The 25,403-nt window shown below is 70.6% G+C and carries 28 protein-coding genes and 1 tRNA gene; 13 read left to right on the forward strand and 16 right to left on the reverse strand.

The features are described from left to right. Nucleotides 1-8: 8 nt before the first annotated feature. Nucleotides 9-740 carry an MSMEG_4193 family putative phosphomutase gene (locus tag AB0316_RS09060; protein ID WP_366272383.1) on the reverse strand — a complete coding sequence of 244 codons (732 nt, stop codon included), beginning with the start codon at nt 738-740 and terminating at the stop codon, nt 9-11. Nucleotides 741-895: 155 nt separating this feature from the next. Between AB0316_RS09060 and corA the strand changes: the two genes are divergently transcribed. Beyond that, nucleotides 896-1,897, forward strand: coding sequence for a magnesium/cobalt transporter CorA (corA, locus tag AB0316_RS09065; RefSeq protein ID WP_366272384.1), 1,002 nt, complete (start codon nt 896-898; stop codon nt 1,895-1,897). 67 nt (nt 1,898-1,964) lie between these two features. Here corA and AB0316_RS09070 read toward each other — a convergent pair whose 3' ends face one another. After that, nucleotides 1,965-2,825, reverse strand: coding sequence for an undecaprenyl-diphosphate phosphatase (locus tag AB0316_RS09070; RefSeq protein WP_366272386.1), 861 nt, complete (start codon nt 2,823-2,825; stop codon nt 1,965-1,967). 191 nt (nt 2,826-3,016) lie between these two features. Beyond that, nucleotides 3,017-4,084 carry an LLM class F420-dependent oxidoreductase gene (locus AB0316_RS09075; protein WP_366272388.1) on the reverse strand — a complete coding sequence of 356 codons (1,068 nt, stop codon included), beginning with the start codon at nt 4,082-4,084 and terminating at the stop codon, nt 3,017-3,019. Between the two features lie 75 nt (nt 4,085-4,159). On the opposite strand from AB0316_RS09075, the gene AB0316_RS09080 reads away from it, so the two are divergent. Beyond that, entirely contained in the window at nt 4,160-5,095 is a 936-nt protein-coding gene (locus AB0316_RS09080; RefSeq protein ID WP_366272390.1) for an aldo/keto reductase, read from the forward strand. Here the strand turns inward: AB0316_RS09080 and AB0316_RS09085 are convergent. Beyond that, the gene (locus AB0316_RS09085) at nt 5,092-5,553 is read right to left on the reverse strand and encodes a hypothetical protein (protein ID WP_366272392.1); all 462 of its coding nucleotides are present in this window, start codon (nt 5,551-5,553) and stop codon (nt 5,092-5,094) included. The two genes, AB0316_RS09080 and AB0316_RS09085, sit on opposite strands and share 4 nt — an antisense overlap. Before the next feature lie 171 nt (nt 5,554-5,724). After that, nucleotides 5,725-6,561, reverse strand: a complete 837-nt coding sequence (locus AB0316_RS09090) for an LppX_LprAFG lipoprotein (protein ID WP_366272394.1) — start codon at nt 6,559-6,561, stop codon at nt 5,725-5,727. A gap of 233 nt (nt 6,562-6,794) precedes the next feature. On the opposite strand from AB0316_RS09090, the gene AB0316_RS09095 reads away from it, so the two are divergent. Continuing rightward, nucleotides 6,795-6,980: a DUF5703 family protein gene (locus tag AB0316_RS09095; protein ID WP_366272396.1), complete on the forward strand. Its 186-nt coding sequence runs from the start codon at nt 6,795-6,797 to the stop codon at nt 6,978-6,980. 60 nt (nt 6,981-7,040) lie between these two features. Here AB0316_RS09095 and AB0316_RS09100 read toward each other — a convergent pair whose 3' ends face one another. Next, nucleotides 7,041-8,384, reverse strand: coding sequence for a M20/M25/M40 family metallo-hydrolase (locus AB0316_RS09100; RefSeq protein ID WP_366272398.1), 1,344 nt, complete (start codon nt 8,382-8,384; stop codon nt 7,041-7,043). 154 nt (nt 8,385-8,538) lie between these two features. Between AB0316_RS09100 and AB0316_RS09105 the strand changes: the two genes are divergently transcribed. After that, nucleotides 8,539-8,625 (forward strand) — tRNA-Leu (locus AB0316_RS09105). A gap of 74 nt (nt 8,626-8,699) precedes the next feature. On the opposite strand, the gene AB0316_RS09110 is transcribed toward AB0316_RS09105, so the two are convergent. Beyond that, complete coding sequence (locus tag AB0316_RS09110) at nt 8,700-10,151, reverse strand: glycoside hydrolase family 3 N-terminal domain-containing protein (RefSeq protein WP_366272400.1); 1,452 nt, start codon at nt 10,149-10,151, stop codon at nt 8,700-8,702. 216 nt (nt 10,152-10,367) lie between these two features. On the opposite strand from AB0316_RS09110, the gene AB0316_RS09115 reads away from it, so the two are divergent. The 5 genes from AB0316_RS09115 (at nt 10,368) to AB0316_RS09135 (ending at nt 13,602) form a co-directional block, all read left to right on the forward strand. Beyond that, nucleotides 10,368-10,910 (forward strand): MarR family transcriptional regulator, encoded by a 543-nt coding sequence (locus AB0316_RS09115; protein WP_366272402.1) that lies wholly within the window; start codon nt 10,368-10,370, stop codon nt 10,908-10,910. Between the two features lie 83 nt (nt 10,911-10,993). Further along, nucleotides 10,994-12,262 (forward strand): MFS transporter, encoded by a 1,269-nt coding sequence (locus AB0316_RS09120; protein WP_366272404.1) that lies wholly within the window; start codon nt 10,994-10,996, stop codon nt 12,260-12,262. 4 nt (nt 12,263-12,266) lie between these two features. Then, nucleotides 12,267-13,037: a HipA family kinase gene (locus AB0316_RS09125; RefSeq protein WP_366272406.1), complete on the forward strand. Its 771-nt coding sequence runs from the start codon at nt 12,267-12,269 to the stop codon at nt 13,035-13,037. Continuing rightward, on the forward strand, nt 13,034-13,417 hold the full coding sequence (locus tag AB0316_RS09130) for a DUF3037 domain-containing protein (protein ID WP_366272408.1): 384 nt from the start codon (nt 13,034-13,036) through the stop codon (nt 13,415-13,417). Before AB0316_RS09125 ends, AB0316_RS09130 begins: the two co-directional genes overlap by 4 nt. Then, on the forward strand, nt 13,414-13,602 hold the full coding sequence (locus AB0316_RS09135) for a hypothetical protein (protein ID WP_366272410.1): 189 nt from the start codon (nt 13,414-13,416) through the stop codon (nt 13,600-13,602). The genes AB0316_RS09130 and AB0316_RS09135 overlap by 4 nt, the downstream gene beginning before the upstream one ends. Before the next feature lie 75 nt (nt 13,603-13,677). Here AB0316_RS09135 and AB0316_RS09140 read toward each other — a convergent pair whose 3' ends face one another. The 5 genes from AB0316_RS09140 to AB0316_RS09160 all read right to left on the reverse strand — a co-directional run bounded on the left by AB0316_RS09140 (nt 13,678) and on the right by AB0316_RS09160 (nt 16,444). Next, nucleotides 13,678-14,286 carry a GNAT family protein gene (locus AB0316_RS09140; protein ID WP_366272412.1) on the reverse strand — a complete coding sequence of 203 codons (609 nt, stop codon included), beginning with the start codon at nt 14,284-14,286 and terminating at the stop codon, nt 13,678-13,680. 11 nt (nt 14,287-14,297) lie between these two features. Continuing rightward, entirely contained in the window at nt 14,298-14,930 is a 633-nt protein-coding gene (locus AB0316_RS09145) for an acetyltransferase (protein WP_366272414.1), read from the reverse strand. A gap of 57 nt (nt 14,931-14,987) precedes the next feature. Next, a complete protein-coding gene (locus AB0316_RS09150; RefSeq protein WP_366272416.1) occupies nt 14,988-15,122 on the reverse strand; it encodes a hypothetical protein in 135 nt (44 codons plus the stop codon). A gap of 246 nt (nt 15,123-15,368) precedes the next feature. After that, nucleotides 15,369-15,854: a GNAT family N-acetyltransferase gene (locus AB0316_RS09155; RefSeq protein ID WP_366272418.1), complete on the reverse strand. Its 486-nt coding sequence runs from the start codon at nt 15,852-15,854 to the stop codon at nt 15,369-15,371. Further along, nucleotides 15,851-16,444: a TetR/AcrR family transcriptional regulator gene (locus AB0316_RS09160; RefSeq protein ID WP_366272420.1), complete on the reverse strand. Its 594-nt coding sequence runs from the start codon at nt 16,442-16,444 to the stop codon at nt 15,851-15,853. The genes AB0316_RS09155 and AB0316_RS09160 overlap by 4 nt, the downstream gene beginning before the upstream one ends. Before the next feature lie 57 nt (nt 16,445-16,501). On the opposite strand from AB0316_RS09160, the gene AB0316_RS09165 reads away from it, so the two are divergent. Both AB0316_RS09165 and AB0316_RS09170 read left to right on the forward strand, forming a co-directional pair. After that, nucleotides 16,502-17,275, forward strand: a complete 774-nt coding sequence (locus AB0316_RS09165; RefSeq protein ID WP_366272422.1) for a maleylpyruvate isomerase family mycothiol-dependent enzyme — start codon at nt 16,502-16,504, stop codon at nt 17,273-17,275. A 1,049-nt stretch (nt 17,276-18,324) separates the two neighbouring features. Next, nucleotides 18,325-19,371, forward strand: a complete 1,047-nt coding sequence (locus AB0316_RS09170; protein WP_366272423.1) for a hypothetical protein — start codon at nt 18,325-18,327, stop codon at nt 19,369-19,371. Nucleotides 19,372-19,473: 102 nt separating this feature from the next. Here AB0316_RS09170 and AB0316_RS09175 read toward each other — a convergent pair whose 3' ends face one another. Further along, the gene (locus AB0316_RS09175; RefSeq protein ID WP_366272425.1) at nt 19,474-19,653 is read right to left on the reverse strand and encodes a hypothetical protein; all 180 of its coding nucleotides are present in this window, start codon (nt 19,651-19,653) and stop codon (nt 19,474-19,476) included. A 176-nt stretch (nt 19,654-19,829) separates the two neighbouring features. Between AB0316_RS09175 and AB0316_RS09180 the strand changes: the two genes are divergently transcribed. Next, nucleotides 19,830-20,273: an ester cyclase gene (locus tag AB0316_RS09180; RefSeq protein WP_366272427.1), complete on the forward strand. Its 444-nt coding sequence runs from the start codon at nt 19,830-19,832 to the stop codon at nt 20,271-20,273. A gap of 540 nt (nt 20,274-20,813) precedes the next feature. Here AB0316_RS09180 and AB0316_RS09185 read toward each other — a convergent pair. After that, nucleotides 20,814-22,202, reverse strand: coding sequence for a phosphatidylserine decarboxylase family protein (locus AB0316_RS09185; RefSeq protein WP_366272429.1), 1,389 nt, complete (start codon nt 22,200-22,202; stop codon nt 20,814-20,816). A 168-nt stretch (nt 22,203-22,370) separates the two neighbouring features. Then, complete coding sequence (locus AB0316_RS09190) at nt 22,371-22,805, reverse strand: hypothetical protein (protein WP_366272431.1); 435 nt, start codon at nt 22,803-22,805, stop codon at nt 22,371-22,373. Between the two features lie 477 nt (nt 22,806-23,282). Here AB0316_RS09190 and AB0316_RS09195 point away from each other — a divergent pair, with 477 nt between their 5' ends. Then, complete coding sequence (locus AB0316_RS09195) at nt 23,283-23,498, forward strand: hypothetical protein (protein ID WP_366272433.1); 216 nt, start codon at nt 23,283-23,285, stop codon at nt 23,496-23,498. Between the two features lie 39 nt (nt 23,499-23,537). Here AB0316_RS09195 and AB0316_RS09200 read toward each other — a convergent pair whose 3' ends face one another. Further along, nucleotides 23,538-25,283, reverse strand: coding sequence for a glycosyltransferase 87 family protein (locus AB0316_RS09200; protein WP_366272434.1), 1,746 nt, complete (start codon nt 25,281-25,283; stop codon nt 23,538-23,540). Nucleotides 25,284-25,403: the final 120 nt, after the last annotated feature.

A 25,403-nucleotide genomic window follows, 5' to 3' on the forward strand; every position in this document is an offset into this window, starting at 1 on the left:
TCCCGACCCTATCCGACGGCCGGGGCCGCACCGGCGCCCCCACCGACGACCGCGTCACCCTCCTCGGCGGCAGGCTTCTCAGCGGGTCGCAGGCCGGCGAGGTCGCCGCCGACGTCGTTGAGCCGCAGCACGAACGGCTTGCGGCTGGTGTAGTGCACCACGCTCACCGAGGCCGGGTCGACGAAGATGCGCTGGAAGTCGTCCAGGTGCGCCCCCGTCGCGTGCGACAGGATCGACTTGATGACGTCACCGTGCGAGACGGCCACCCAGATGGCGTCCTTGCCGTGTGTCTCGAGGATGCGCGCGTCCGTCTCCCGCACCGCCTGCAGCGCGCGGTCCTGCATCTGCACCATCGACTCCCCCGGGTATGCCGCCGAGTCGGGGAAGCGCGCCTCGCTGGGGCGGTCCTGCACGACCTTCCACAGCTCCTCCTTGGCGAGCTCGGAGATCGGGCGGCCGGTCCACGCGCCGTAGCGGCACTCCCCCAGGCCCTGGTGCACGCTGCGGCTCACGTGGTCGGGCAGGGCGGCCGAGAGCAGGTCGGCCGTCTGGACGCACCGGTCGAGCGGCGAGCTGACGACCTCCACGACCGGCAGCACGGCCGCGGCGATGCGCTGCCCCACCGCGGCCGCCTGGGCCTCGCCCGTCTCGTCGAGGAAGACCCCCGGCATCCAACCCGCAAGGGTTCCGGCGGTGTTGGAGGTGGAGCGCCCGTGGCGCACGAAGAGGACGGTGGGCACGTTGCCACCCTAGCCCGCGCTCCGGCTGCACCCGTGGCCCGACGTCCCGTCGCGCCGGGGCTGGCGTCAGGGTTGAGGCACCGGTGACCGTCCGCCTCGTGGCTGTTCGGCGGGTGTCCGCGACCGCAGGCTTCCGACGTGGTGGAGTAGCCCCTGTGATCGTGGACAAGGCCATCTACCGCAACGGCCGCCGCCGGCCCTGCGGCGACCTCAGTGACGAGCTCGACGCCGTGCGCCTGCGCAAGGACGGGTTCCTCTGGATCGGGCTGCAGGACCCCACCGACGACGAGTTCGCCCTCGTCAACGCAGAGCTGGACCTGCACCCGCTCGCCGTCGAGGACGCCGTCAAGGGCCACCAGCGCGCCAAGATCGAGCACTACGAGTCCTCCCTCTTCGTCGTGCTCAAGACGCTGCGCTACATCGAGGAGACGAGCGACATCGAGACCGGCGAGGTGATGCTCTTCCTCGGCGACCGCTTCGTCGTCACGGTGCGCCACGGCGAGGGCAACCCGCTGGCCGGGGTGCGCCAGCGCCTCGAGGCCATGCCCCAGCGCCTGCGCCTTGGGCCCATGACGGTGTTGCACGCCGTCATGGACTCCGTCGTCGACAACTACACGGTCGTCGACCGCGAGGTGCGCCAGGACCTCGAGCAGATCGAGGAACAGGTCTTCGCCTCCAACCAGGGCGGCGACGCCAACACGATCTACCGGCTCAAGCGCGAGGTGCTCGAGTTCCGCCGCGCGAGCCAGCCCCTGGCCGACACGCTGGCGCTGTTCATGGACCCCATCCGCGGACACGACGTCGGGACCGAGCTGCGTCCCTTCTTCCGCGACGTCGCCGACCACCTGCGCCTCGTCAACGACCACGTCGAGTCCTACGACCGACTGCTGACCGACGTCCTGTCCGCGCACCTGGCGAGCGTCGGCGTCCAGCAGAACGAGGACATGCGCCGCATCTCCGCCTGGGTCGCCATGGCCGCGGTGCCCACGATGATCGCCGGGATCTACGGCATGAACTTCGAACACATCCCCGAGCTGTCGGTGAGCTTCCACGTCGGTGGCGGCGAGTTCTACTACGGCTACTTCGTCGCCATCGCCGTCATGGCGGCCACCTGTATCGGGCTCTACCGGGCCTTCAAGCGCTCCGGCTGGCTGTAGGTGCGGCGACGGCCGGCTCCCCGTGGCGGGCAGCCGGCCGTCGGACCGCAGATCGAGGCTCTGGGCCTCAGGTGGCGTTGATGAACCCGGCGGCCAGTGAGGCTGCGAGGACGATGCCGAGGATCACGCGGTACCACACGAACGGGATCAGGGTGTTGGTCGCGACGAAGCGCAGCAGCCACGCGATGGAGGCGTAGGCGACGATGAAGGCGACCACGAGGCCCACGACCATCGGGCCGACGCCGAGCGCCGACAGCCCGTGCCGCTCCTGCACGGCCTGGAAGAGGCCCGCTGCTGTGAGCGCGGGAATCGCGAGGAAGAAGCTGAGCCGTGTCGCCGTCACGCGGTCGAGGCCGCGCATGAGGCCGGCCGAGATCGTGGCACCGGAGCGGGAGACCCCGGGGATCAGGGAGAAGCACTGGAGCAGGCCGATGACCAGGCCGTCGACGGGCCGCACGTCGCTCTCGCCGCGCACCACGCCTCGCGACTCGAGGCCGGCGTGCATCCGCTCGGCGGCGACCATGACGGCGCTCCAGACGATGAGGGCGACGGCCACGACCCAGAGGCTGCGCAGAGGCCCGGAGATGACGTCGCGGGCCAGGAAGCCGACGATGCCGACGGGGATCGAGCCGATGACGACCGCCCAGGCGAGGCCGTAGTCGCTGCCTTCCCGCTCGGCCGGGCGCACGAGGCCCCGGAACCACGCCACGGCGAAGCGGATGATGTCCCGGAAGAAGTAGAGCAGCGTCGCTGCGATCGCGCCCAGCTGGATGATCGCGGTGTACGCGGTCACTGCCGGGTCGTCGACCTTGAGCCCGAGCAGCTGCTCGGTGATGGTGAGGTGGCCGGTCGAGGAGACCGGGAGGTACTCGGTGAGGCCTTCGACGACACCGAGGACGACGGCGTCGAGGTAGCTGAGGTCAGCCATGGGTGGGGTGGGCCGTTCTGCGCGGGGACGGGGCCGGCCGCTCCACCCGGGGGTGACGGCCGCGGGGCACAGTGTCGCACCCTAGCGGCCACCGCCGCCGCACGAACGCGACAGACGGTGGCCACCGGACGAAGCCCGGGTGAACGGCCGGCGTCGGCCGTCGGGTGGCGCCGGCGCGCACCTCCGAGACGTCAGGTGCGCTCCGCCAGGCCGCCCACCCGGGCCACGACCTCGAGCGTGGCCAGAGCCTGCGCCCGGGTCATCCCGCCGCCCACGGCGACGGCGAGCGTGGTGACGCCCGCGTCGGCGTACCGGCCCATCCGGCGGGCGACACGCGCCGGCGAGCCGAGCAGCGCGGTCTCGTCGATGAACTCGAGCGGCACGGCCGCGGCCGCCTCGCGGTGGCGCCCGGCGAGGTAGAGGTCCTGGATGCGGGCCGCGTCCTCCTCGAACCCCATCCGGCAGGCGAGCTGGTTGTAGAAGTTCTGCTCCCGCGAGCCCATCCCACCGATGTAGAGGGCGCAGTAGTCGCGCACGTGGTCCGCGGCGGCAGCGACGTCGTCGACGAGGACGACCGGCGTGGCGGCCACGACGTCGAAGCCCTCCATCGGCGCCTCGGCCGGGCCACGTCCACCGAGGCGGCGCCCCTTCTCGAGAGTGGCGAGCAGGTCACTCGCGTGCTCCGGGCTGAAGAAGATCGCGAGCCAGCCGTCGGCGATCTCACCGGTCAGCTCGAGGTTCTTGGGCCCGACCGCCGCGAGGTAGACCGGCAGGTCGGGACGCACCGGCCGGGCCGCGAGCTTGAGCGCCTTGCCCTGGCCGCCCGGCAGCGGCAGCGGGTAGTGCGGCCCCGCGTGCGCGACGGTGTCCCGGCGCAGTGCCGCCCGCACGATCTCGACGTAGTCGCGCGTGCGCCCCAGGGGGTGCCGGAACGGCACGCCGTGCCAGCCCTCGCTGACCTGCGGGCCGGAGACCCCCAGGCCGAGCCGGAACCGGCCGCCCGACATCGTGTCGATGGTCGCTGCCGTCATCGCGGTCATGGCCGGCGTGCGACCCGGGATCTGCATGACGGCGCTGCCGAGCCCGACGTGCTCGGTGAGCGCCCCGATCCACGCCAGCATCGACGGGCTGTCGGAGCCGTATGCCTCCGCGACCCACACGCTGTCGTAGCCGAGGCGGTCGGCCGCCCGGGCCACCGCGACCTGGTCGGGGCCGCTCGTACCGCGTCCCCAGTAGCCGAGATTCACGCCGATCCTCATGCAGCGCAGGCTATCGGCGCGCCGACCGACGTGCCGCCCGCGGTCGGCGTGGTCTGGCCCACTACCGTTCCTGCCATGCGCAGGCGTCTCGGCTCGTCCGGTCTCACGGTCACCCCACTGGCCCTCGGGACGATGCTGTGGGGCAACGCCGTCGACCGCCACGAGGCCGGTGACCACCTACGCGCGTTCGTCGACGCGGGCGGCAACCTCGTCGACACGGCATACGGCTACGGCGGAGGCGACGCCGAGACGATCCTCGGCGAGCTGCTCGGCGGCAGCGTCGACCGGGACGACCTCGTGGTGTGCACCAAGGCGGGCATCTCGCGGGCCGGCGGCCAGCGCCGCGTGGACGTCTCGCGGCGCGGGCTCATGGGGCAGCTCGAGACGTCCCTGCGGCGGCTCGGCACCGACCACGTCGACCTCTGGCTCGTGCACACGTGGTCCGACGAGGTGCCGCTCTCCGAGACCCTGTCGGCGCTCGAGTGGGCCGCCAGCACCGGCCGCGCCCGCTACGTCGGCGTCTCGAACTACTCCGGGTGGCAGTCCGCCCGCGCCTTCAGCATGCTCGAGTCGGCGCGGATCCCGCTGGTGGCCAACGAGGTCGAGTACTCGCTGGTGTGCCGCACCCCCGAGCACGAGGTGGCGCCCGCGGCCTCGTCGCTCGGCTTCGGCCTGCTGCCGTGGTCGCCCCTCGGGCGCGGTGTGCTCACGGGGAAGTACCGCAACGGCATCCCGTCGGGCTCGCGCGCAGCGTCGAAGGACTTCCCGGGCTTCGCGGAGCGCTTCCTCGACGAGCCGGCGCGGCGGGTCGCCGACGCCGTCGCCATGGCGGCCCGGGGCCTGGGGGCGAAGCCGGCCGAGGTCGCGCTGGCCTGGGTGCGCGAGCGCCCCGGCGTGGCCGCCCCCATCGTCGGCGCGCGCACGTCCACGCAGCTGCGCTCGGCGCTGGCCAGCCTGGAGCTCACGCTCCCGGACGAGATCGTCGCCGCGCTCGACGACGTCTCGCTCTAGCCGCGCCGGTCCGTGCCGTCCGGCCGGGTACGCGACCCGGCCCCGTCACGCCTGTCGTCGTCCTCGTCGTCGTCCTCGTCGGGGTCGTCGTCCTCGTACTCGTCGTCGAGGTCGTCGTCGTCCTCGTCGAGGTCCTCGTCGTCCTCGTCGTCGTCCTCGTCGAGGTCGTCGTCGTCCTCGTCGTCGTAGTCCTCCGACTCGAGGCCGGCGTAGACGCGGTTGTCGGGACCGTCCTCGTCCTCGGGGCCGCCCAGGTCATCGCCGTAGATGGCGAGCGGGGTGGCGACCTCGGTGGCGTCGTAGAGCGCCTCGTCGTAGTCGTCGAAGGCCTCGGCCAGGTCCTGGGCCGCCGCCAGCACCATGGGGTGGTCGGGGTCGCGGCTCGCGTTCGCGGCCTCGAAGTGACGCTCGAGGGCGGCGATGAGCTGCTCGAGGGCGGAGCGGGGGTCGACGGTCATGTCTCGACCGTAGTCGACCGGCGGGAGGGTGAGAACCGGATCGCGGCCCGGCTCGCCGGGAATGCTGCTGCGACACAGAGGTCCCGCCGCGAGTCGTGCTCGCGGCGGGACCTCTGGGTGCGGCTGCTGCCGACAGGGTCAGCCGACGGGGTCAGCCGGTCCTGCGGTGGCTCACATGGGCGCCTTGACGGTGTCGGCCGCCTTGGGGGCGGTGACGTCGATGGGCTCGCCGTACTTGCTCATGGTCATGTCCGCCTTGACGCCGGAGAGGTCGAAGGTCACCTTGCGCAGGTGGTCCTGCTGGTCGAGCCACACCGTGTAGTCGATGCTCGCGGGCATCGCCGACTTGGCGTCGGCGGGCATCTGCGCCTGCATCGCCTTGGTGTCGAGGGTGAGGTCGTACTTCCAGGTCTTGTCGCCGTCGACGGTGTCCTCACCGACGGGCTTGACGTCCGTGACCGCTGCACCGAACTGGTCGTACATCTTCGTCGGGTCCGCCTGACCGAGCGACTGCATCAGCTGCTTGCCCATGGCGGAGCTGCTGTCGATGACGGCCCACTTGCCCGCCGGCAGGTTGGGGATGCCCTTCATGTAGACCTTCTTGTCGACGAGCAGCATGTCGATCTTCATCGACTGGCCCATGTCCATGGTCATCTTCATGGCCGGGTTGCTCGCGTCGACCTTGGTGTCGCCGCTGATCGAGACCTTCTGGCCGGCAGCGTCCATCGTCATGGTCACGTGCGCGGTGGTCGTGTCCTTGCCGGCGGCCTTCATCGCAGCGACGAAGGAGGCCTTGTCCTGGTAGGGCTGGCCACTGGCCTGCGTGTCGCTCGTCGTCGACGGAGCGGCCGAGGCCGACGAGCCTGCGGTCGAGGCGGCGGTCGAGCCGGCGGCCGACGTCTGGCCGCTCGTGGGGGCGGGCGACTCGCTCTTGCCGCATGCGGCGACGCCGAGGACCGCGGGCAGGACGATGGCTGCGGCGGCGACGCGGCGGGTGTTCCACTTCATGAGATGACCTCCTGGGCCGATAACGCCAGGCGGTGCCGGGCGGTTCCCCTGATCGCCCCGGTGCCGGCCCTGTGCTGCTGGGATGCGAGCTCCCGAGCTTCCTCGGGGGCTCGCCGGGCCGGCGGACGAATGACCCGAAGACCGTACCGCGGCCCGGGGACGCCCGCCCACGGCATACGGTCTCGGTGCCGTCTCGGTTGGTCACATCGTGGTTGGTGCCAGAATGGAGGGCGATGACGGATTACGAGTACCGAGTCCTGACCTTCGACCGGCACACCTCGAAGGCCGAGGCCCGACAGGCGGTGCGCGAGCACGCCGAGTACGGCCGGTGGGAGCTCTCGCGGACGGTCGTCTACGTCGGCGGCGTCCGTCGCATGTGGCTGCGGCGGCGGATCATGCGGGTGCAGCGCACCGCCTGACCCCCTCACCCGCCTGACCCGCTTGGCCGCCGAAGCCGCCACGGTCACGCCGCACCGCGCTCAGCAGGTCCGCAGGAAGTCGCCGAGCACCCGCGCCCCGAACTCCAGGGACGTCACGGGGACCCGCTCGTCGATCCCGTGGAACATCGGCGCGAAGTTGAGGTCGGCCGGAAGCCGCAGCGGCGCGAACCCGTAGCCCTGGATGCCGAGCCGGCCCAGCGCCTTGTTGTCGGTGCCGCCGGAGAGGCAGTACGGCAGCACGACCGCCTCCGGGTCCTCGCGCAGCAGGGCCTGCTTCATCGACTCGACGAGGTCTCCCGAGAAGGGCGCCTCGAGCGCGACGTCGTGGTGCACGACCTCGACCTCGACGTGCTCGCCGGCCAGCTCCCGGATGGTGTCCATGAGCTGGTCCTCGTGGCCGGGGAGGAAGCGGCAGTCGACGGCGGCGGTCGCGGTCTGCGGGATGACGTTGTGCTTGTAGCCGGAGTCGAGCATCGTCACGTTCGCCGTGTCACGCAGCGTGCCACGCACGAACCCCTGTGCGCCCCCGAGCGTCGCGAGCAGCGGCTCGAGGTCGGAGTCGGTCGAGGACAGGCCGGTCATGGTGCCCAGCGTGTCGAGCAGTTCGCGGACCGAGGCGATGTACTCGCGCGGCCACTCGTGGGCGGCAACGCGACCGATGGCGGCGGCGAGGCGCACGATGGCGTTCTCGTCGTTGGGCACCGACCCGTGGCCGGCACGGCCGTGCGCCCGCAGCCGAAGCCAGGCGATGCCCTTCTCGGCCGTCTGGAGCAGGTACGCGCGCTGCTGGCCCTGCGGTGTCGGCACCGTGACGCTGTAGCCGCCGACCTCGCTGATCGCCTCGGTCACGCCCTCGAACCACTGCGGCTGGTGGTCGACGAGCCAGTGGCTGCCGAGCCTGCCGCCGGCCTCCTCGTCGGCGAAGAACACGAAGGTCGTGTTGCGCGCGGGCTTGGTCCCGGTGCGCGCGAAGTGGCGGATGTTCGCGAGGATCATCGCGTCCATGTCCTTCATGTCGACGGCGCCGCGGCCCCAGATGCAGCCGTCGCGCTCCTCGGCGGCGAACGGGTCGACCTGCCAGTCGGCCGCGTCGGCGGGCACGACGTCGAGATGACCATGGACAGCCAGGCCCGGACGGGACGGGTCCTCACCCTCGAGCCGGACGACGACGGTGGCCCGACCGGGCTCGCTCTCGAGGAGCGTGCCCTCGAGCCCGACCTCGGCGAGCTCGCCCATGACGTACTCGGCCGCCTTCCGCTCCCCCGGCCCCGAGCCGTCGCCGTAGTTGGAGGAGTCGACGCGGATGAGCTCGGCGCAGATGCGCGCGACCTCCTCCTCCGGGGCGGTTGCGGACTGGGCGGTGCGGGCGGGGTCCTGGCTCATGCCGGCCAGCGTATGCCGGGGCCCGCGCACCCGCTGCTCGTGCCCTTCGCGGCCCGCCCGGCAAGGGCGCCGGGGCCGTTTGGCCTTTTGGCAAGGCCACGTGTAACGTTTCGCCTCGCCGCAAGGGAATCCCACGAGCCCCTTGCATCACCTTGTCGGGGTGGCGGAATGGCAGACGCGCTAGCTTGAGGTGCTAGTGCCCTTAACGGGCGTGGGGGTTCAAGTCCCCCCCTCGACACCAGCAGGAAGAGGGCGAGGGCCCCGGGAGACCGGGGCCCTCGCCCTCTTCCGTGCACCGCCGGGCGGAGCGGCAGCTCAGAGCTGGGTCACGAGGTAGCGCTGGAGGCCGGCGACGGTGCGGGCGTTCCAGGTGCTCACTCCGTCGCGGTAGAGGCCCAGGTAGTCCTGGAGCGCAGCAGCGGATCGGGCGCCCCAGGAGCCGGTGACGGGCGCACCGGTGCGAGTCTGCAGCGCCCTGACGGTGGCGGTGTCGAAGACACCGGTCTGGGCGACGCCGAGCCAGCGCTGCAGAGCCGTCTTCGTCCGGACGTCCAGGGAACCGGTCACGGGCAGGCGTGGCGCGAGGAGGCCGTACTCCGCCTTGACGGTGAGCACCCGCATCACGGCCGCCTGCACCCGGGAGCGGAAGGCACTGTCCGACGCCGCACGGGACGTCACGGCGGCCACCATGGCCGGGATGCCGGGCGCGTTGCCGGTCAGCACCATGTCTCCCCCGGCATTGATGAAGTTGACCGCCCGGGCGCCGGGCGACCAGGCCGCCACCTGCCTGGCGGCCCCGAGGTCGTCGCTGATGACGACTCCGGTGAACCCGAGGTCGTGCCTGATCATGCCGCCGATGACGGTGGAGGAGAAGACGGCCGGGTGGCTGCGGTCGATCCGCGAGTAGTAGGCCGAGGAGACCATGAGGAAGCGGGCGCCGGCCGTGACGGCGGCCTTGAACGGCACGAGGTCTGCGGACGTGCGAGTGGTGACCGTGTCGGTGACCCCCGCAGTCGTGTCGGTGTTGCCCGTGACGCGTCCGAGGCCCGGGAAGTGCTTGGGGGTCATGGCGAGGCCGGAGGCCTGCATGCCCCTGAGGAAGGCCGTGCCCTTGTCGGCGACGGCCGCCGGGGTGTAGCCGAACTCGCGCTGGTAGAAGCCGATGGGCCTGTTCGACGCGGCGAAGCCCTTGGCGACCGTGTCCATGACCGGGGCGAGGTCGACGTTGACCCCCGACCGCAGCACCTGAGTGCCCCAGGTCCTGGCGGATGCGGTGAGGGTCGGGTCCGCCCACGTGCCCTGGGTGAGGGCGGTCGGCATGCGCGAGAAGCCGGGTCCCTGCAGCACCTGGACCTGACCGCCCTCCTGGTCGGCCGAGACGAACAGCGGCACACCGGCCGTCGCGGCGGTCGTCGTCAAGGTCTGCGCCCGCCCGGTCAGGTAGCGCACGTCCGCGGCCCCCGTGGTCGCGCGTCCCATCAGGATCAGGTTGCCGACGTGGTAGCGGGTGATAGCGGTCGCCGTCGCGGTGCCGACACCGGTGGCGGATCCTCCGACCATGAAGAGCTGCCCGATCCGTTGCGCGGAGGACATGCGGTTGTAGACGGCCTGTGCCTGCGCTGACGGTGTGAGGGTGGCTGCCGCCGGAACCGTCTCCGGACGAGCCGTCACGCCGGACGCGACCGGTGGGGCGAGCGCGCCGGCGGCTGCCGCGGTGAGGACCGGGAACAGGCAGGCGGTGACGAGTGAACGGGTGCGACGGGGCAACAGGACCACCTGGTGTCGTGGCGGATTGGACCGATTCGTCCGGTCCGGGTCGTCGGAGTGTAGGAGGAAGGCGACCGCTGCCGAGGTGGAATCGGCAGATCGTGCCGCCCCTCCCTCCGGGCCGGCGCCGCCCTCCAGGGGCGCAAGACGGCCGGCGGCCGTCTTCTGGCTGAACGGGCTCTGGCTGCCACTGCCCGGGCGCCGTACCCTTCGAGCGTGAGCGACGAGAACCTGCCCGGGCTGGTGGACGACCTGTACGACGTCGTCGGGCTGCTGCGTCGCCGCTCGCGGCGCCTCGTCGGGGCGCCGCTTCCCGAGCTCGCCCTCTCCGGAGCCCAGCTCGAGCTGCTGAGAGCCGTGCGCCGCAACCCCGGCATCACGGTCGCCGAGGCGGCGCGCATGCTCGGCCTCGCGCCCAACACCGTGTCGACCCTCGTCGGGCAGCTGCTGGCCGTGGACGCGCTCGTCCGCACCCGCGACCTGAGCGACCGCCGGCTCGCACGCCTCGACCTGACGCCGTCGGCCAGGGAAGGTCTCGAGCAGTGGCGCGACCGGCGCTCGCAGGCGACGGCGGCAGTCCTCGCCCAGCTGCCCGACGAGGAGCGCCGGCGCCTGGCGGAGGCGCTGCCCACCATCGCCCGCGTCGCCGCGGGCATCCCCGATGCGCCCGACCCGGTCGAGAGCGCGCCGACCATCCCCCTGGGCGCTCAGGCGGACACGCGTCCCGAGACCAGCAGACAGCCTGTTCTGGACGGATAGCCGGAGCCGCTGCCGTCGGCCTGCGCCGTGCACTGGGTGGGGTTGACCCCGTCCGTGGGTGACGTGACCGTACGCTGTGCCGCGTGACCTTCCTGCGGGCCCTGCTCACCCTGCTCAGGGGGCATGGGTTCCGGCGGCTCTTCGCCAGTCGCATGACGTCGTCGTTCGCCGACGGCCTCTTCCAGGTGGCGCTCGCCAGCCACGTGCTCTTCAACCCCGAGCAGGGTGCGGACGCCCGCGCCATCGCCATCGCGTTCGCGATCGTCCTGCTCCCCTACAGCGTGCTCGGGCCCTTCGTGGGTGTCCTGCTCGACCGGTGGCCACGGCGGCGGGTGCTGGTCGTCAGCCAGCTGATCCGTGTCGCGGCGATGCTCGCGGTCGCCGCCCTGGTGACCGGGGCCGACTCGCCGCCCGCCTTCTACGGCCTCGTGCTGCTCGTCTTCTCCGTCAACCGCTTCATCCTCGCCGGCCTGTCGTCCGCCATGCCACACGTCGTCGAGCGCGAGGAACTGGTGAGCGCCAACTCCGTCGCCCCCACGTGCGGTTCGGTGGCCTACCTGCTGGGTGGAGCCGTCGGCACCGGTGTCCGGGCCCTCGGGGGCAGCGACGTGACCGACGTGCTCCTGGCCGCCGCGGGCGTCGCGGTGGCCGCGTGGGCGGCCGCGCGACTGCCCTTCGTCGGTCCGGACGACACGGGTCGCGGGCCGTCCATGGGCCAGATCGCCCGGTCCGTCGTCAGCGGCCTCGTCGAGGCCGCCCGCACGCTGCCTCGCCGCGCTCGACTGCTCCTGCTGCTCGTGTTCGTGACACGGATCCCCTTCGGCTTCCTGCTGCTCCAGAGCCTGCTGCTCTTCCGCGGCCCCTTCGAGGACGGTCACGGACCTCTCGGCTTCGGCGTCGCCGCCGCCGCGTCCGCAGTCGGGTTCGTGGCCGCCGCGGTCGTGACGCCGTGGCTCGCCCCGCGACTGGGCGCCGTGCCGTATGCCGCCCGCATGCTCGCGCTCGGCGCCCTGGTCTGTGCCGTGCTCGGCCCGTTCCTGCACCCGTGGACGATCGTCGCCGTGGGGCTCGCCGTCTCGTTCACCTCCCAGTGCGTCAAGATCACCGTCGACTCGCTCATGCAGGCGCACGTGCCCGACCACCTGCTGGGTCGCGCGTTCTCCGCGTACGACGTCGTCTACAACGCCGGCATGGTGGCGGCGGCCGCGCTCGGCGCCGTCGTGCTGCCGGCCACCGGGCTGGCGTGGTGGCCGCTCGTGGCCTTCGCCTGCCTCTACGGCGCCACCGCCATGGCGCTCGGCGGACTGTGGCAGCGGGCCACCACGGCCGACCTCGAGCGGCCACTAGGCTGACGCGGTGCTTCCCGAGCTGACCGCCACCCGCTACGTGACGCCGCTCAAGGAGGGCGGCTCGCTGCCCGGGATCGTCGAGGCCGACGACGACGGCACCTACGTCCTGAAGTTCCGCGGCGCAGGCCAGGGACTGAAGGTCCTAGTGGCCGAGGTCCTCGTCGCCGGCATCGCCCGCCTGCTCGAGATCCCGGTCCCCGACCTGGCCGTCGTGCGCCTCGACCCGCGCATCGCCCGGTACGAGGCCGACGAGGAGGTCCAGGACCTGCTCACGGCCTCGTTGGGCACCAATCTGGGCGTCGACTTCCTCCCGGGCTCCCTCGGCTACGACGGCTCGCGGCCGCCGGACGCCGACCTGGCCGAGCGGATCATCTGGCTCGACGCCCTGACGGCCAACGTCGACCGCACGTGGTCGAACCCCAACCTGCTGGTCTGGCACGGACGCACGTGGGCCATCGACCACGGCGCCGCCCTCTACTTCCACCACTCCTGGCCGAGTCGGCCGCCGGCCCCCGAGCGCTTCGCCGCCCAGCCCTTCGACGCCAGCCGGCACGTCCTGCGTGACGTGGCCGGCGACGTCGCCCGCCGCCACGACGAGCTCGCCGCCCGGCTCACGCCCGAGGCGATCGACGCCGTGGTCGCCGAGGTGCCCGAGGAGTGGATCGAGCCCACCCCGGACCTCGCCGACGCGCCTGCGGTGCGAGCGGCATACGCCCTCATGCTGCAGGCCCGCCTGGACGGTCCGCTCACGTGGGTGCCGACGGGAGCGGCGGCGTGAACGCGTACCAGTACGTCCTGCTCCGACTGGTCCCGCGCGTCGACCGTGAGGAGTTCATCAACGTCGGCGTCGTCCTCTACTCCCAGGACGCCGGCTTCCTCGACGCGGCATGGGACCTCGACGAGCGCCGCGCGCTGGCCCTGGCACCCGCGTGCGACCTCGACGGCGTGCGGTCGATGCTCGAGCGCGTCCGCGCCGTGTGCCGCGGCGAGACCGGGCGGGGGCTGCCGACCCTCGACAAGCCCGGCCAGCGCTTCGGCTGGATCATCGCCCCGCGCTCGACCGTGCTGCAGCCCGGGCCGGTGCACGGGGGCCTCTGCGAGGACCCGGCTGCGGAGCTCGAGCGCCTGCTCGACCGGCTCGTGCGCCGGCCACGATGAAGACGCCCGAGCACGACGGCCGCCGCATGTTCGTCGAGCTGGGTGCCGCGGACAGTCGAGCCGCTCGCGGCGAGCTGGAGCACGTGGTCCTCGTGGGCGAGATCCGCCACGAGAGCGTCTTCTACTTCCATCCCCTCGCGCGGCGCGTGCCCAGGGTCCAGGACTGGCTCGCTCTCGTCTCCTGACTCGCCGCGGGACCGGGGGTCGTTGCGCGCTCTGTCACCCACCGCCCGGTTCCGCGCCTGTGCCGGCTGGACACGTCAGCGGGGAGCCGGCTCGGCGAGGTGCGCCAGGGTGCAGTCGTCGAGCCAGCGGCCGTCGCGGCCCAGGACCGCCTGACGCTCCGTGCCCTCGAGACGGAAGCCGTTTCTCGTCAGGACGCGGAGCGACGCCGCGTTCTCGGCGAAGGTCTTCGCCACGACGCGGCGGATCCCTGCCTCGTGGAGGGCCGGTACGACGAGCGCGACGGCGGCGCCGGCGAGGCCCCGGTTCCAGTGGTCGGGGCTGATCGAGTAGCCGAGGTAGAAGTCGTGCACGTCCGGCTCCGGGCCCAACGACTCGGGCCGGTAGCGGCGGCCGCCGATGTCACCCACGACGTGTCCGTCCACCACGACGGCACAGAGCAGGGCGTCCGGCTCGGTCCGGCACCTGTCGATGAAGGTGCTCGACTGCTCCAGCGTGTCGACGGTGCGGGAGACGTATGCCTGGCACTCGGGGCGACGCTTGTAGTCGAGGAAGGCGGCAGCGTCGGCGTCCTCCGCTGCTCGCACGGTGACGTGCCCATCGGTCAACGGCCGGGAGAGGTCCATAGCGACCGGACCGTAGCGCATCTGCTGCATCGGCTCGGGCGGGGCCCCGCCGGTGTTCACTCCCCCGCCGCTCACCGGGGCTGCGGGGCGTGGGCTGCCTCGACGCCGCCGGTGCGGGTCTCCGGCGCGGTCAGGGTCAGCCAGTGCTCGTCCACGCGGAAGCCCAGGGCGACATTCGCGGCGAGGATGCGGCCGTTGTCGGCTGAGCCTCCCGTGCGAACCACCGTCACACCGTCGCGGGCCAGCGCGAGCAGCGAGGCGGCCTTGACCGCCACCGCGAGGCCCTGGCCGCGTCGGTCCGGCGCCACGACGGTGAAGTCGACTTCCGCCTTTCGACCATCGACGTCGACGAAGGTCAGGGCGACCAGCCGCCCGTCCGTGTCGAGAACGCCGAAGGCGCGCCGGGCGGGGGTCGGGCAGGCGCGCCCCTCGGTCAGGGGTTCGTGTGCGGTCGCGACGCTGCCGGGATAGTCGCCGGCGGTAGCGGCGTCGAGCTCCAGCATCGCGGGCACGTCGGCGGCGCCCAGCCCGCGGCACGTGTCGTGCGGCGGCAGCCGGTCGGCAGACGCCCTCCAGGCGGAGACGCGCGCCGGAGTGATGTCGAGGCGTGCGGCCCAGGATCGTGCCGTCACCGTCCAGCCGTCACGGAGTAGATGCGGGTAGCGCTCGTCGTCGTCGCGGAGGACCACCGTGGTGTCTGGCACGACGGGCAGCCTGACACACCACTGCCGGCCGAGCCGGCAGGAGGGGGGTCGGCCTGGCTAGGATCTCGCCCGCACCGTGCGGAACGGGCAGAGCGTCAGCCCCACGGCGACGACGGCTGAGACGACTGCGGCGACGAGCAGCGCCGGCAGGTCTCCCCAGGCGACGCCGAGCGCGCCAGCAGCCGGCGCCACGACCATAGCGACCGCGCGGTTGCACGAGCGCAGGGTGGAGTTCGTGCGGGCCTGCAGGGCATCCGAGCCAGCAGCTGGCGGTAGCTCACCTCGTGCGAGTTGCTCATGCCCATCGCCAGGCCGTAGACGACCGGGAGACGGCGCTGGCCCTCCAGTAACGATGGAAGGACTGCGACACCCACGGCTCGTGCGACACCCGAGTCCGTGTCGACCAGCACTGGACACGGCCGTATCTCAGCCCAGGACTCAGCGAAGGCGCTTCTCGTAGCGTCGGAGTGTCGGGTGCGGCGGGAAGGTGGTTCGCGTCGTGTGCTCGGTCCGGATCCAGCCGCGCCTGACGTAGAAGCGGACGGCGCGGGTGTTCTCGTCGAACACCCGCAGGAAGAGGTCCCGATGGCCCATTCCCCGGAGGTGGTCGACGAGCTCGGTGTGCGCCGCATCGGCGAGACCGCTGCCCCAGGTCGAGACAGCCGTCCCGAAGTGCAGCAGCTCGCCGCGACGGGTGGCAGCGAAGCCGGCAACCTCTCCGGCGAGGGTGATGGTGAAGCAGTCGACGTCGGGGTCGGCGATCTCGCGCTCCCATCGGGCGCGGACCCGCGCCACGGGGAAGGGGTGCTCGGCTTGGGGCAAGATGTGACCGAGTCCGATGACGGCGCCCTCACGCTGCACCTCCATCAGCGCGTCGAGGTCGCCGAGGGTCAGTGACTGCAGGACCGAAGTCGATCCAGTCACGCGAGCCGGGTCCCAGCCAGCAGGATGTCGACGGTCCTGTCGACGACGTCAGCCCAGCGGCTGCCTCCTGGGTCATTGCTCACCTGTTGCGTCGCCAGGCCTGTGAGCATTGCCGTCCAGATGTCGAGGGCCGCCGGGTCGATGACCCCGGCAGCGCGCAGCGACTGCGACAGCTCCGCGAGCACCTCACTGGCCAGTGCGTAGGAGGTGGCCGAGGGGACGAATGACGGAATGACCCGCAGGAACAGCAGCTGCAACCGTGCGGAGTCTGCAACCGCGAACTGGAAGAACATCCGCGCCCCAGTCCGCACCTGCGCCTCCGCGCCCAGGTCTCCGGTTCGCAAGGACTCGTACACAGCACGCAGCTCGCGGTAGCCCTGGGCGTACATCTCGTCGTACAGCGCGTTCTTGCTCGCGAAGTACACGTACAGCGACGGTGCCCGCATCCCCACCTGCGCCCCGAGGTCGCGCAAACCCCAGCCGGTGAGGCCGCGTTCACGGGACAGCTGCCAGGCGGCGTCGACGATGACTTGCCGGGTTCGCTCTCGGCGCTGATCACGGGTGAGGTTGGAGGGCTCCGCGGGTTTCACCCTTGACACGATAACGGCGCCGCGCGACCCTTACCTAACAGTGTTAGGGGGTTGGACATGACCGCAGCAGCCAGTGCAGTCACGCAGATTTCGCCGATCACCAGGGCCACCGATGCACCACAGGTAGCCCTGAGCGCCTACGAGCAACTGCTCGACCTGTTGAACACTCTCGACATCGACCAATGGCACGCCAGCACAGACTGCCCAGGGTGGTCGGTCGCGGACATGGTGGGACACCTGATCGGCTCCGCGAAGGCCAACGCCTCGCTGCGGGAGAACATGCGGCAACAGGCCTGGGGCGCCAGGCACCGCAAAGATCATTCCGGGAACGCCATGGACGCAGCGAACGCCCTTCAGGTGAGCGATCACCGCAGCCTGGACCCCGCCGAGCGCGTGACCATGCTCGCTTCGCTTGCACCGCGGGCGGTCGCCGGCCGTATGCGGTTCCCGCGGCCCCTGCGGCAGGCGAGCATCCCGATCGCCCAGTCCGGCTCGTCCGCCGGGATGCCACCCCGGCTGCAGCTCGGGCATCTCGTCGACGTTGTCTACACCCGCGACGTGTGGATGCACACGCTTGACGTTGCACGCGCCACCAGTCGGGAGGTCGATCTCTCCGCGCCGGTGAACGCCCGGATCGTCGCCGACGTGGTCCGGGAGTGGGCGCTACTGCACCGGCACCCGGTGGATCTCACGCTTACGGGTCCGTGCGGCGGCCGTTTTGTCAGCGGTACCGGCGGAGAACGACTTGAGCTCGACGCCGTGACGTTCTGCAGGACCATCTCCGGCCGCGGCTCCGGCCAAGGTTTGCTGCGTCATCTCGTCGTCTTCTGAAGTCTCTGGTTCCCCCTGATCCTGTCCGGTGCGGGCGCGATGGCCGCTTGCCAGCAGGTCGGGATCGTCCGCGGCCGAGACCACAGGTCACACTGCGCCGCGTCCCCGGGCAGCCACCCCAACCGGTCCGCCTGGGCGACGGGCCGATACCGCGCAAGCCCGGACGTTGTCACGGAACCAGGTGAGCGATCCGGTCCAGCCGACCCGCTCGGGATCACCGTCGCCGACATTTCTTTGCCCCCACTCAGCAGCACGCCCAAACGTCTGGCCTGGCTCAAGGCTTCGCGGCGAGCAAGATCTGCCAGTCCTCAGGTGCCACCACGACGAAGGCCCGAGCCCCGTGGGGGAAGGGCAGCCGCGGCTGAAACCCTCACCGTGAGAAGGCCGGTGAGCGAGTCCGGGATTGTCGCTGGGTGGCGGTCGCCAGCATCCTCCCAGAGCAGTGGGATCACGACTGCTTGGCCGGCTTCACTGGCCCGCAGACGTTCAGGGGCCTGGCGTCGGCGCTTGGTGTATCGACGGTAACGCTGCCCAGTCGTGTAGAGCAGGGCACCCAACGGCTCTGCCAGCCAGTCCAGCAAGTCTCGTCCTCTCCCTGAATGGACGTCACTCTAGGCCGGCCGCGCCGATGCAGCTGAAGGCGGCAAGAGCGTACGTTTGGATCCGTTCATCGGGCTGCGGCTCATGCGAGGATCCTCGCCATGCGTCTAGGGAGGGCTGCCACCGTCCGGGACCGTGTGGACCGCGGTGCAGTCCCAGTTCGGCAACGCGACGTGGTCCTTCGCGTTCACTCGGACGAATGCAAGCGCCTCCTGATGCCACGCGCCACTGTGGGCCTGTGTTTGAGCATGATGCTGGTCATGTCGGGGTGCTCAACCACCGGCACCTCTCGATCAGCATCCCCGTCGGGCCCCATCGCAGCGACAAGCTCGTCCCGTTCGTCCGGGGCCCCGAGCGGGCAGCCAGCGCCGAGTGGCTCTACCTCCGCGGCATCTGCCGAGGCGACGGCCGACGAGGTCCCTCCGCCATCAGGTGAGGATGGCGCCCCGGTGGCGGGCAGCGTGGCCGCTCGAGCGGGGACCGAATACAGCGAGGTCGCCGACTACCAGCCGGCCGAACCGGGCGGGACCGTGCGTGTCTTCCAAGGGGTGACTCGGGAGGGTCGGGTTATCGCCTCCCGGACCCCGCCGGCAGGGGCGGGGCTGGCGCCGCTGACGGTCGAGCTTGTCTTGGGGGACAAGACGACGCCCTTGGCGGGGCCGATGGACAACAGGCAGGTCGTTGCCGCCGCGTCTGGCGGGTCGACGATTGCCTGGATGCAGACGTCGAGCACCAGCATGTACGAGGCGGACTGGGAGATCTACGCCTCGACGGGCGGTGGCCCGGGCCGGCTGCTGGCCGCCTCTGGCCAGGTCACCCGCGGCAAGGTGCCGCGGACGCCCGAGTATGTCCCCATCAGCACCGACGGGGACACCGTGTACTGGACGTCGCCGCGCGTCGAGGGCGGTCGCGGGCGGGCCGACATCCTGGCGATGGCAGCCGCTCCCGGTGCGGACAGGACCCCGCGCGTGCTCGTGCACGACGCGAAGCTGCCCGTCGCGGTGGGTGGGGAGCTCTTCTACGTCCGTTCCCGGGACGTCGACCCGCAGCTTGCCGGACCGGCCCAGGTGCGGGCCAGGACCCTGAAGGACGGACGGGACCGACTGGTCGGTGAGGTGCCCGCGAGGGCCGGGGACGGTATCGGTGCGATGTGCGTCTCGACTGATCGGCTGGCGTGGACGAGCGCCGGCCGTGATGGCCGCGACGTGCTCACCGTGACTGAACGGGGAACGCGGATGTCCAAGACCGTGAAGCTGAACAACTCAGCCGGCTCCACGTCGCTGGCCTGTGGCGACGGGTTCGTCGCGTGGGGCGGGGGAAGCGGCAGCGGTGACTCGACGCAGTATCTGTGTAGGTCCGTGGACAGTGCACCGTCTCGTATTGGCACGGCTCCCGGACGGGCGGTCGTTCACGCGGCGGGCCGCTACGTCGCGTGGTGGCACGCGGCGGAAGGCAACGACCTGAGCGCTCTGAAGGTCGCCCGGGTCCGCACCTAGTAGAACTGAGCCTGGATCAGGCCGATCGTGCGCGATCGCCCGGCGGCATGAGCGGTCAACAGGCTGATGGTTGGACGTCGGAACCGGAGGTTGGCGGGTGGCTCAGGTTCGGCCGCGAACCTCCCTGGCGGCGAGCCAGGACTCGAAGCGCCCTGTTGCTGTCGCCAGGTAACGGTGAACCCCGGCCTCCAACTGTGCGACCTCCTCGCGCAGCCCGAACATCTGGTAGTCGGCCCGGCGCTCGGGCGCGCATGCGTGCTCACCAGTACCGGTGCGATCCACGGAAGCGCCGCACTCCTTACAGGGCATGAACCGGGAGTCGAACATCGCACACCACCTCGTCTCTATGAGCACATACCCCTACTTCAAGCCGAGTTGCACCAGTCTCCGCCCGTTGCCGCCCGGCGGGCCCAGTACTACCTTCGACGGGGTGGGCTGGTGCCAGAGCGGAGGCTCAGATGGCAGACAACGCAACCCTCGCGCGCAGGCTTCTCGAGGCATTCAACGAGCGCAACTTCGACGAGCTCGCCGAGGCGACAGCGCCCGATGGAACGATCACGATCGTCGGGTCCGGTGACACCTTCAAGGGCCCCGACGGCTCTCGCGCGTACAACACGATGTGGGCAGATGGGTTCCCAGACGGCAAGGTCACTATCGACCGGCTGATCGAGTCGGGCAACTACGTCGTCGTGGAGTTCACTGGCCGGGGCACCCACACGGGAACTCTGGCGACCAGCATGGGCGAGATCCCAGCAACCGGGCGGTCCATGACCCTGCAACTGTGCCATGTCATGGAGTTCAAGGATGGCAAGGTCCAGAGTCAGAAGGCCTACTTCGACACCGGATCAATGATGGCTCAGCTTGGACTCACGTCCGGGCAGACGGCATCACAGCACCAGTAGTCCTATCAGCACAACCGGCACCGGCCCGCCCTCAACGTTCTGTTGCACCCGGCTGACAGGGCTGCGCTGACAGCCCCTCCAGGAGGCAATGACGAGGACTGGGCGACTCGCGGCCTATCGCGCAGACGTGGCGCGCCACCCGGGTTGGATGCGTGGTATCGGCACGGCCCCGGTCCCGGCCCCGGTCTCGGCCCCGGCGCAGCTTGCGGCCACCTGCCTGTCAATGGGCCAGAGGCGCGGTGAGGGCCTCAGGCTCGGCGACGGTCAGGTCGCGGCACGAGCGGACGTTCCGTCCACGGTGGTGGACGGTGTCCGTGAGGCGTGGTGCCGGAGAGTCCGCCCGATCTGCCACGCGACAGGACCTGCTGGCTTCAAGGGGCGTGCAATCATGCCGATCGTGGCCACAGAACAGGGTGTCGTTGGTATCGAGCTCAGCCCGATCTTCGTTGTGGCACGAGAATCCGAAGCGTTTGCCGTGACCGAGCAAGACTTCCTCCCAGGTGTCAGCGTCCACGAACTGATGAACGAGCTACAGCCCGATCAGCACACTACCTGGTGGATCTGCACAACCCTGGGCAGGAGTCCGGGATCAAGCTCATCCGACTGACCTGATTGCAGACACGGTCGACGCGCGCTCCGCGGCATTTCCGGATGTTGCTGGGCGACCAGCTCAGCTGGTTGAGGTGGCGGCGCAATCTTCGAGCGCGCGAGCACGAGTGCCGCGTCCGGATTCTCTGGATGTGGCAGAACTCCCAAGGCGAAGTCGGCGATGGCGCCCGGCCGGAAGATGAGGCAGTGCGTGGAGCCGCCGAACTGGAAGTACCCGAGCTCGTCGCCCTTGGCTACATGGTGCCCAGGGGTGATCTCCGGGTCGATGACGCAGGAGGAGACCTCGACCATGCCCACGGGCACGAAAGCCACCAGTCCGATCGCGGGATCGTTGGCCTCGATCAGGATGATCGCCCGGGTCGCGACGTGCGCAAGGTAGCCCTGTGAGTTGGTCGGTTCCACAGAGGCCGGCCCCTCGGAGTCGGCCTCGGAGTAATACGTGCCGTCCTGCACGAACGCGCGCACGATCGTGCCCGTGACCGGAGCATGCCAGCGGTGGTAGTTGGTTGCGCTGAGAAAGGCCTGGTAGACGGTGCCGCCGACGAACTGGTCGACCGACTCGTCGCCCGCCAGCATCTCCTCGAGCGAGTACGGCTGGGACTTCAGCCAGAAGCGGTCCCGACGCTGCACCCCGGTCTTGATGCTGTACGGCGTCGATTCGCAGGCGCTGACGATCACCGCGTCATCGTCGGGGTCGGCCACCGGCCTAGCGTTCTCGTGGAAGCGGCGGGTGAAGAAGTCATTCCAAGAGGTGAACCCCCAGTGCGCGTCGACGGGGTCGTGCCGGTACTGCTCGATACCGATCGCGCGCCGGGCCGCCGGCGACATCCACCCGGTGTCGGAGTCGTTGAGCACGTACAGCGACTCCGGGCTGCTCAGGAAATCGCACCAGACGGTGAGCAGCTTCTTGAGCATCGCGTTGACCCGTGAGTCCCGGTAGAAGGCGAACCCGGACCGAGTTCCGGTGGTCCAGTCCAGGATCGCGGCCAGTGGGAGCGTCACGTGCTCCTCGCCGAACTCGGGCGCCATGGTGAGCACCTCGTTGATCAGCCGCAGCAGCTGCTCCACGCTCTCCAGGTGCCGCTTGCTGTAGCGCTTGCTGCTCGGAACCTCGGTGACCATCCGCTCGGCGTACATGCGAAGCACCGGGTCTCCGTCGATCAGCTCCGCGAACTCCTGGACGACCGGGTGCAGCTCGCATTCGCCGCGAGCCTCGACCCGCTCGCGGTGCCCGGCCAGCCACGCCTCCAGCGCGTCCTGGTCCTGAGGCAGCCAGCCGGCGCGGCGCTTGACGTCGATCTCCGGGGAGGTGGGTGTCATCACCCCAAACTAGTTCACGCATGCCACAGTCCCACCGTGGGACGCCCTCTTCCTGGGCCTGGCATATCGCCCCGCCCTTGTGCGCTTGGTTCGACGGAGGGTGGAACGTCGACCGAGGAGCGGCATGTCCGGACGGGGGCTGGCTCGTGTCGGCGTGACGAACGCCGACTACCGCGCCACAACCGTCACGATGACGTTGTCCGCCGAGCGAACTCCGAGGGTTGCCACACCCGCTGGTGCTGTCGCCGGAACTGTGACTGTCGCATGCAGCTGGTTGCTTGCGTCTGCATCCACGGTGGCAAGAACCTTCGTGGCGTCACCCTGCGTCCACGAGATCGGGAGGTCTCGATAGACGCCTTCACCCTCAAATACAGGTGGCACTGGTGTGCCGTTCATGAAGTTGTCTACGCATCCCACGCTGGCCGCGTAGTCCACGGTGATCTCGACTGTCTCGCCGGGATGCGCGAGCGTCGGGGTGGCGGACACCGGAGCTGCGGCGCAGCTGGCTTCGGGACCGCCTGCCGCGGTGCACCCTGTCAGGAGCAGCACGGGAAGGACGAGGGCGCCGAGGCGTCCATGAAAGGTTCGGCCGAGCTTTTCCACGCTTCCCTCCCTGGAACGCGCGATATTGCAGCGAAAGTAGCAGCCGGTGCCTAGGCGGCAGGTCTCACTTTCACAACGACGTCCCACTCGGCCGCACACCAACCGCGGCATGTGAGTGCGTTCCTCAAGAGGCGGGAAAGCGCGGTAAGGGCGCCCCATCAAGCGTCTGGCGAACACACCTCAACCAGTCCTCCCACGAGGCAGGGTCGTTACTCCGATATTGGTCCGCCGTGGGCTCAAGGGCGACGAGCATCTCCCGCAGTGAGGCGGCGTCCGGATCGGGTTCTCGTTCCGTGTACTGCCAAATGAAGCGGTAGGCCGCCTCGTACGCCTGGGCCTGGGTCAGATGCAGGTCATCGTCCTCCACAGGCGCAGGCTAGTCGTGGACCACATCAAGAACCGCCCATCGGCAGGACCGCGGATCGCGGCATGAGGGGATGTGAGGCCGCAGATCGCAATAGCGGGTACTGTCGCGGCGTGGACGAGTTCGATTTCGAGCGGCGCGACGAGTTGGAGACCGTCCGAACGTGGATTGAGCGTGGTCAGACCGTTCTAAAGCTGCTCATTGCAGCGTTGTCGTTGTACATGGCGGTAGCCCAACAAGGGTGGCAGAGATGGATGTGGGCTGGTTTGGCCGCGCTGCATTTCGGCCTCTTGGTGCGTGACTGGCGTCGACCGACTCGAGTCGACTGACTGGGCGAGCAGACTCGCAGACCGGGGGGTTTCGAGTCCTCACGGACATCCTGAACTCGGCACGGCCGCTCGGATCGCGGCATGACAGTGCGTTCGTGTGAGCCCGAATCGGTGATGGGGTTCGGCCGTCATCCGGCCCGGGAGTTTGCCGCCGTAGTCGCCGAGGGGCTGGTTATCGGCGCCGTAGACGAGCAGCTGGGCGTAGGTGGTGTCTCCGGCGGCGAACTGGAACGCCTGGTCTCCGTGGCCGGTCTGGTCCAGGCGGATGGTGACGGGTTTGCGGCCGGGGGCCGGGACGTAGTCGATGCGGGTGATGTCGGCGCCAGCCAGGCCAAGGACCGTCACGCCGTCATCGCTCCAGCTCGCGCCGTAGTTGATCGGGTAGAGCTCCCCGCCGATGCGGCAGGCCCATGCAGGCTCGCACGTGGGCCAGGAGTCGTGCGCGTGCGTGGCGGCGGCCCCGGCCGGTGCAGGCGTGATGGTCATGCCGCCGCGGGTGGGGACCGGCAGCACGAGGAAGAGGGCGAACGTGGCCGCCACGGCGGAGACCAGGCCGCGTCGGGCCAGGGTGCGTCGGCGGGCCGTGGCCGGGTCGGGTTGTGCCTGCCCTTGTCGGCTGGTGGCGGCCAGCAGTGCCGTCGTGCAGACCAGGCAGGTGGCCAGGGCGCGCACGTTGTCGGCGAGGTAGCCGGCGCCGGGGGTGGGCGCGCCGACCGCGGCGATGATAGTTCCCACGTTGAGTGTCATGAGCACCAGCAGCACGGCCCCGGCGACCCGGCGCGTGGTTCCGGTTGAAGCCAGCAGCAGCATGGCGGCGAGCAGGGTCCAGAACTGGTGGTGGGTCCAGGAGACCGGGGAGGCGGCCACGGTCGCGCATCCGACCAGGACGATCGCGTGGCCTTCCTGCCCGTCCCGGTGCAGTCGGCGGGCCCGCCACATCGCAGCAGCGACGAGGGCCCCGGCGGTGGCGAGCCAAGTCGTGAAGACCACCGTGGTGGGTAGGCCGGCCCGCAGCATCATCCCGTTGACGGACTGGTTGCCCAACGCGGTGATGTCCCCGATCCGGTCCGTGGCGAACACGGCCGAGGTCCAGAACTGGCGGCTGTCGGTCGGGTCGAGCAGCCACGCCAGAGCGGTCGCGGCCGCGAACGCCGTGCCGGCACGCGCTGCGGCGCGGCGCTGACCACTGACCAGCAGGTAGCCGATGAACAGCAGCGGGGTCAGCTTGACCGCGGCCGCCACGCCGATCAGGAGACCCCGCCAGCGGGGGCCGGTCACGCCCAGGCCGTCGGCCAGGCACGCCAGCACGAGCAGCAGGCTGACCTGCCCGAAGTGGATGTTGCTCTGCCCCGGGGCCGACACCAGCACACCTAGCGCGACCAACCACGGCACGGCCGGACGCGTCGCTGCCGGGGTGGCCAGGGCCTTGACGGCGACGAGCCGACCCAGGGCCACGATCGCGGCCAGCGAGATGACGGTCCAGACGATCCCGGCTGCCACGAACGGCAGCCGTCCGATCGGGGCAAGGAGCAGGCTCGCGAACGGCGGGTAGGTGAAAGGGTCGCCGTTGTCGGCGCGGAACTCGTACAGCGGCAGACCATGTGCAGCCCAGCGCACCGCGCCCCAGTAGACCCGAAGGTCGGCGAGCTGGTCATCAGCAGCGCTGCGCAACACCAACAGGCAGGACACCGAGGCCGCCACCGCGAACCCGGCAACCGCCAGGCGGCGAACCGCAGGCCGCGACCACGCCGAGGCAGCGGTCTGCGGCTCTTGGACGCTGGTCACAGCAGGCGAGTATGGCCGCATACCTTCGCATTGCAGAGTCAGACACACGCCCCGCCCGCCCGGTTCTGCGTGGCCATCGGTTCCTGAACGCGGCATAGAAAGGCGTTCTGTGGGGCAGGG

Source organism: Terrabacter sp. NPDC080008 (assembly GCF_040702505.1).
Taxonomy (GTDB): Bacteria; Actinomycetota; Actinomycetes; order Actinomycetales; family Dermatophilaceae; genus Terrabacter.

Coding starts and splice junctions, on each gene's coding strand:
- AB0316_RS09070 (WP_366272386.1), bottom strand. CDS start 2,825: ATGGCTGACCTCAGCTACCTCGACGCCGTCGTCCTCGGTGTCGTCGAA.
- AB0316_RS09075 (WP_366272388.1), bottom strand. CDS start 4,084: ATGAGGATCGGCGTGAATCTCGGCTACTGGGGACGCGGTACGAGCGGC.
- AB0316_RS09080 (WP_366272390.1), top strand. CDS start 4,160: ATGCGCAGGCGTCTCGGCTCGTCCGGTCTCACGGTCACCCCACTGGCC.
- AB0316_RS09085 (WP_366272392.1), bottom strand. CDS start 5,553: ATGACCGTCGACCCCCGCTCCGCCCTCGAGCAGCTCATCGCCGCCCTC.
- AB0316_RS09090 (WP_366272394.1), bottom strand. CDS start 6,561: ATGAAGTGGAACACCCGCCGCGTCGCCGCCGCAGCCATCGTCCTGCCC.
- AB0316_RS09095 (WP_366272396.1), top strand. CDS start 6,795: ATGACGGATTACGAGTACCGAGTCCTGACCTTCGACCGGCACACCTCG.
- AB0316_RS09100 (WP_366272398.1), bottom strand. CDS start 8,384: ATGAGCCAGGACCCCGCCCGCACCGCCCAGTCCGCAACCGCCCCGGAG.
- AB0316_RS09135 (WP_366272410.1), top strand. CDS start 13,414: ATGAAGACGCCCGAGCACGACGGCCGCCGCATGTTCGTCGAGCTGGGT.
- AB0316_RS09165 (WP_366272422.1), top strand. CDS start 16,502: ATGACCGCAGCAGCCAGTGCAGTCACGCAGATTTCGCCGATCACCAGG.
- AB0316_RS09180 (WP_366272427.1), top strand. CDS start 19,830: ATGGCAGACAACGCAACCCTCGCGCGCAGGCTTCTCGAGGCATTCAAC.
- AB0316_RS09185 (WP_366272429.1), bottom strand. CDS start 22,202: ATGACACCCACCTCCCCGGAGATCGACGTCAAGCGCCGCGCCGGCTGG.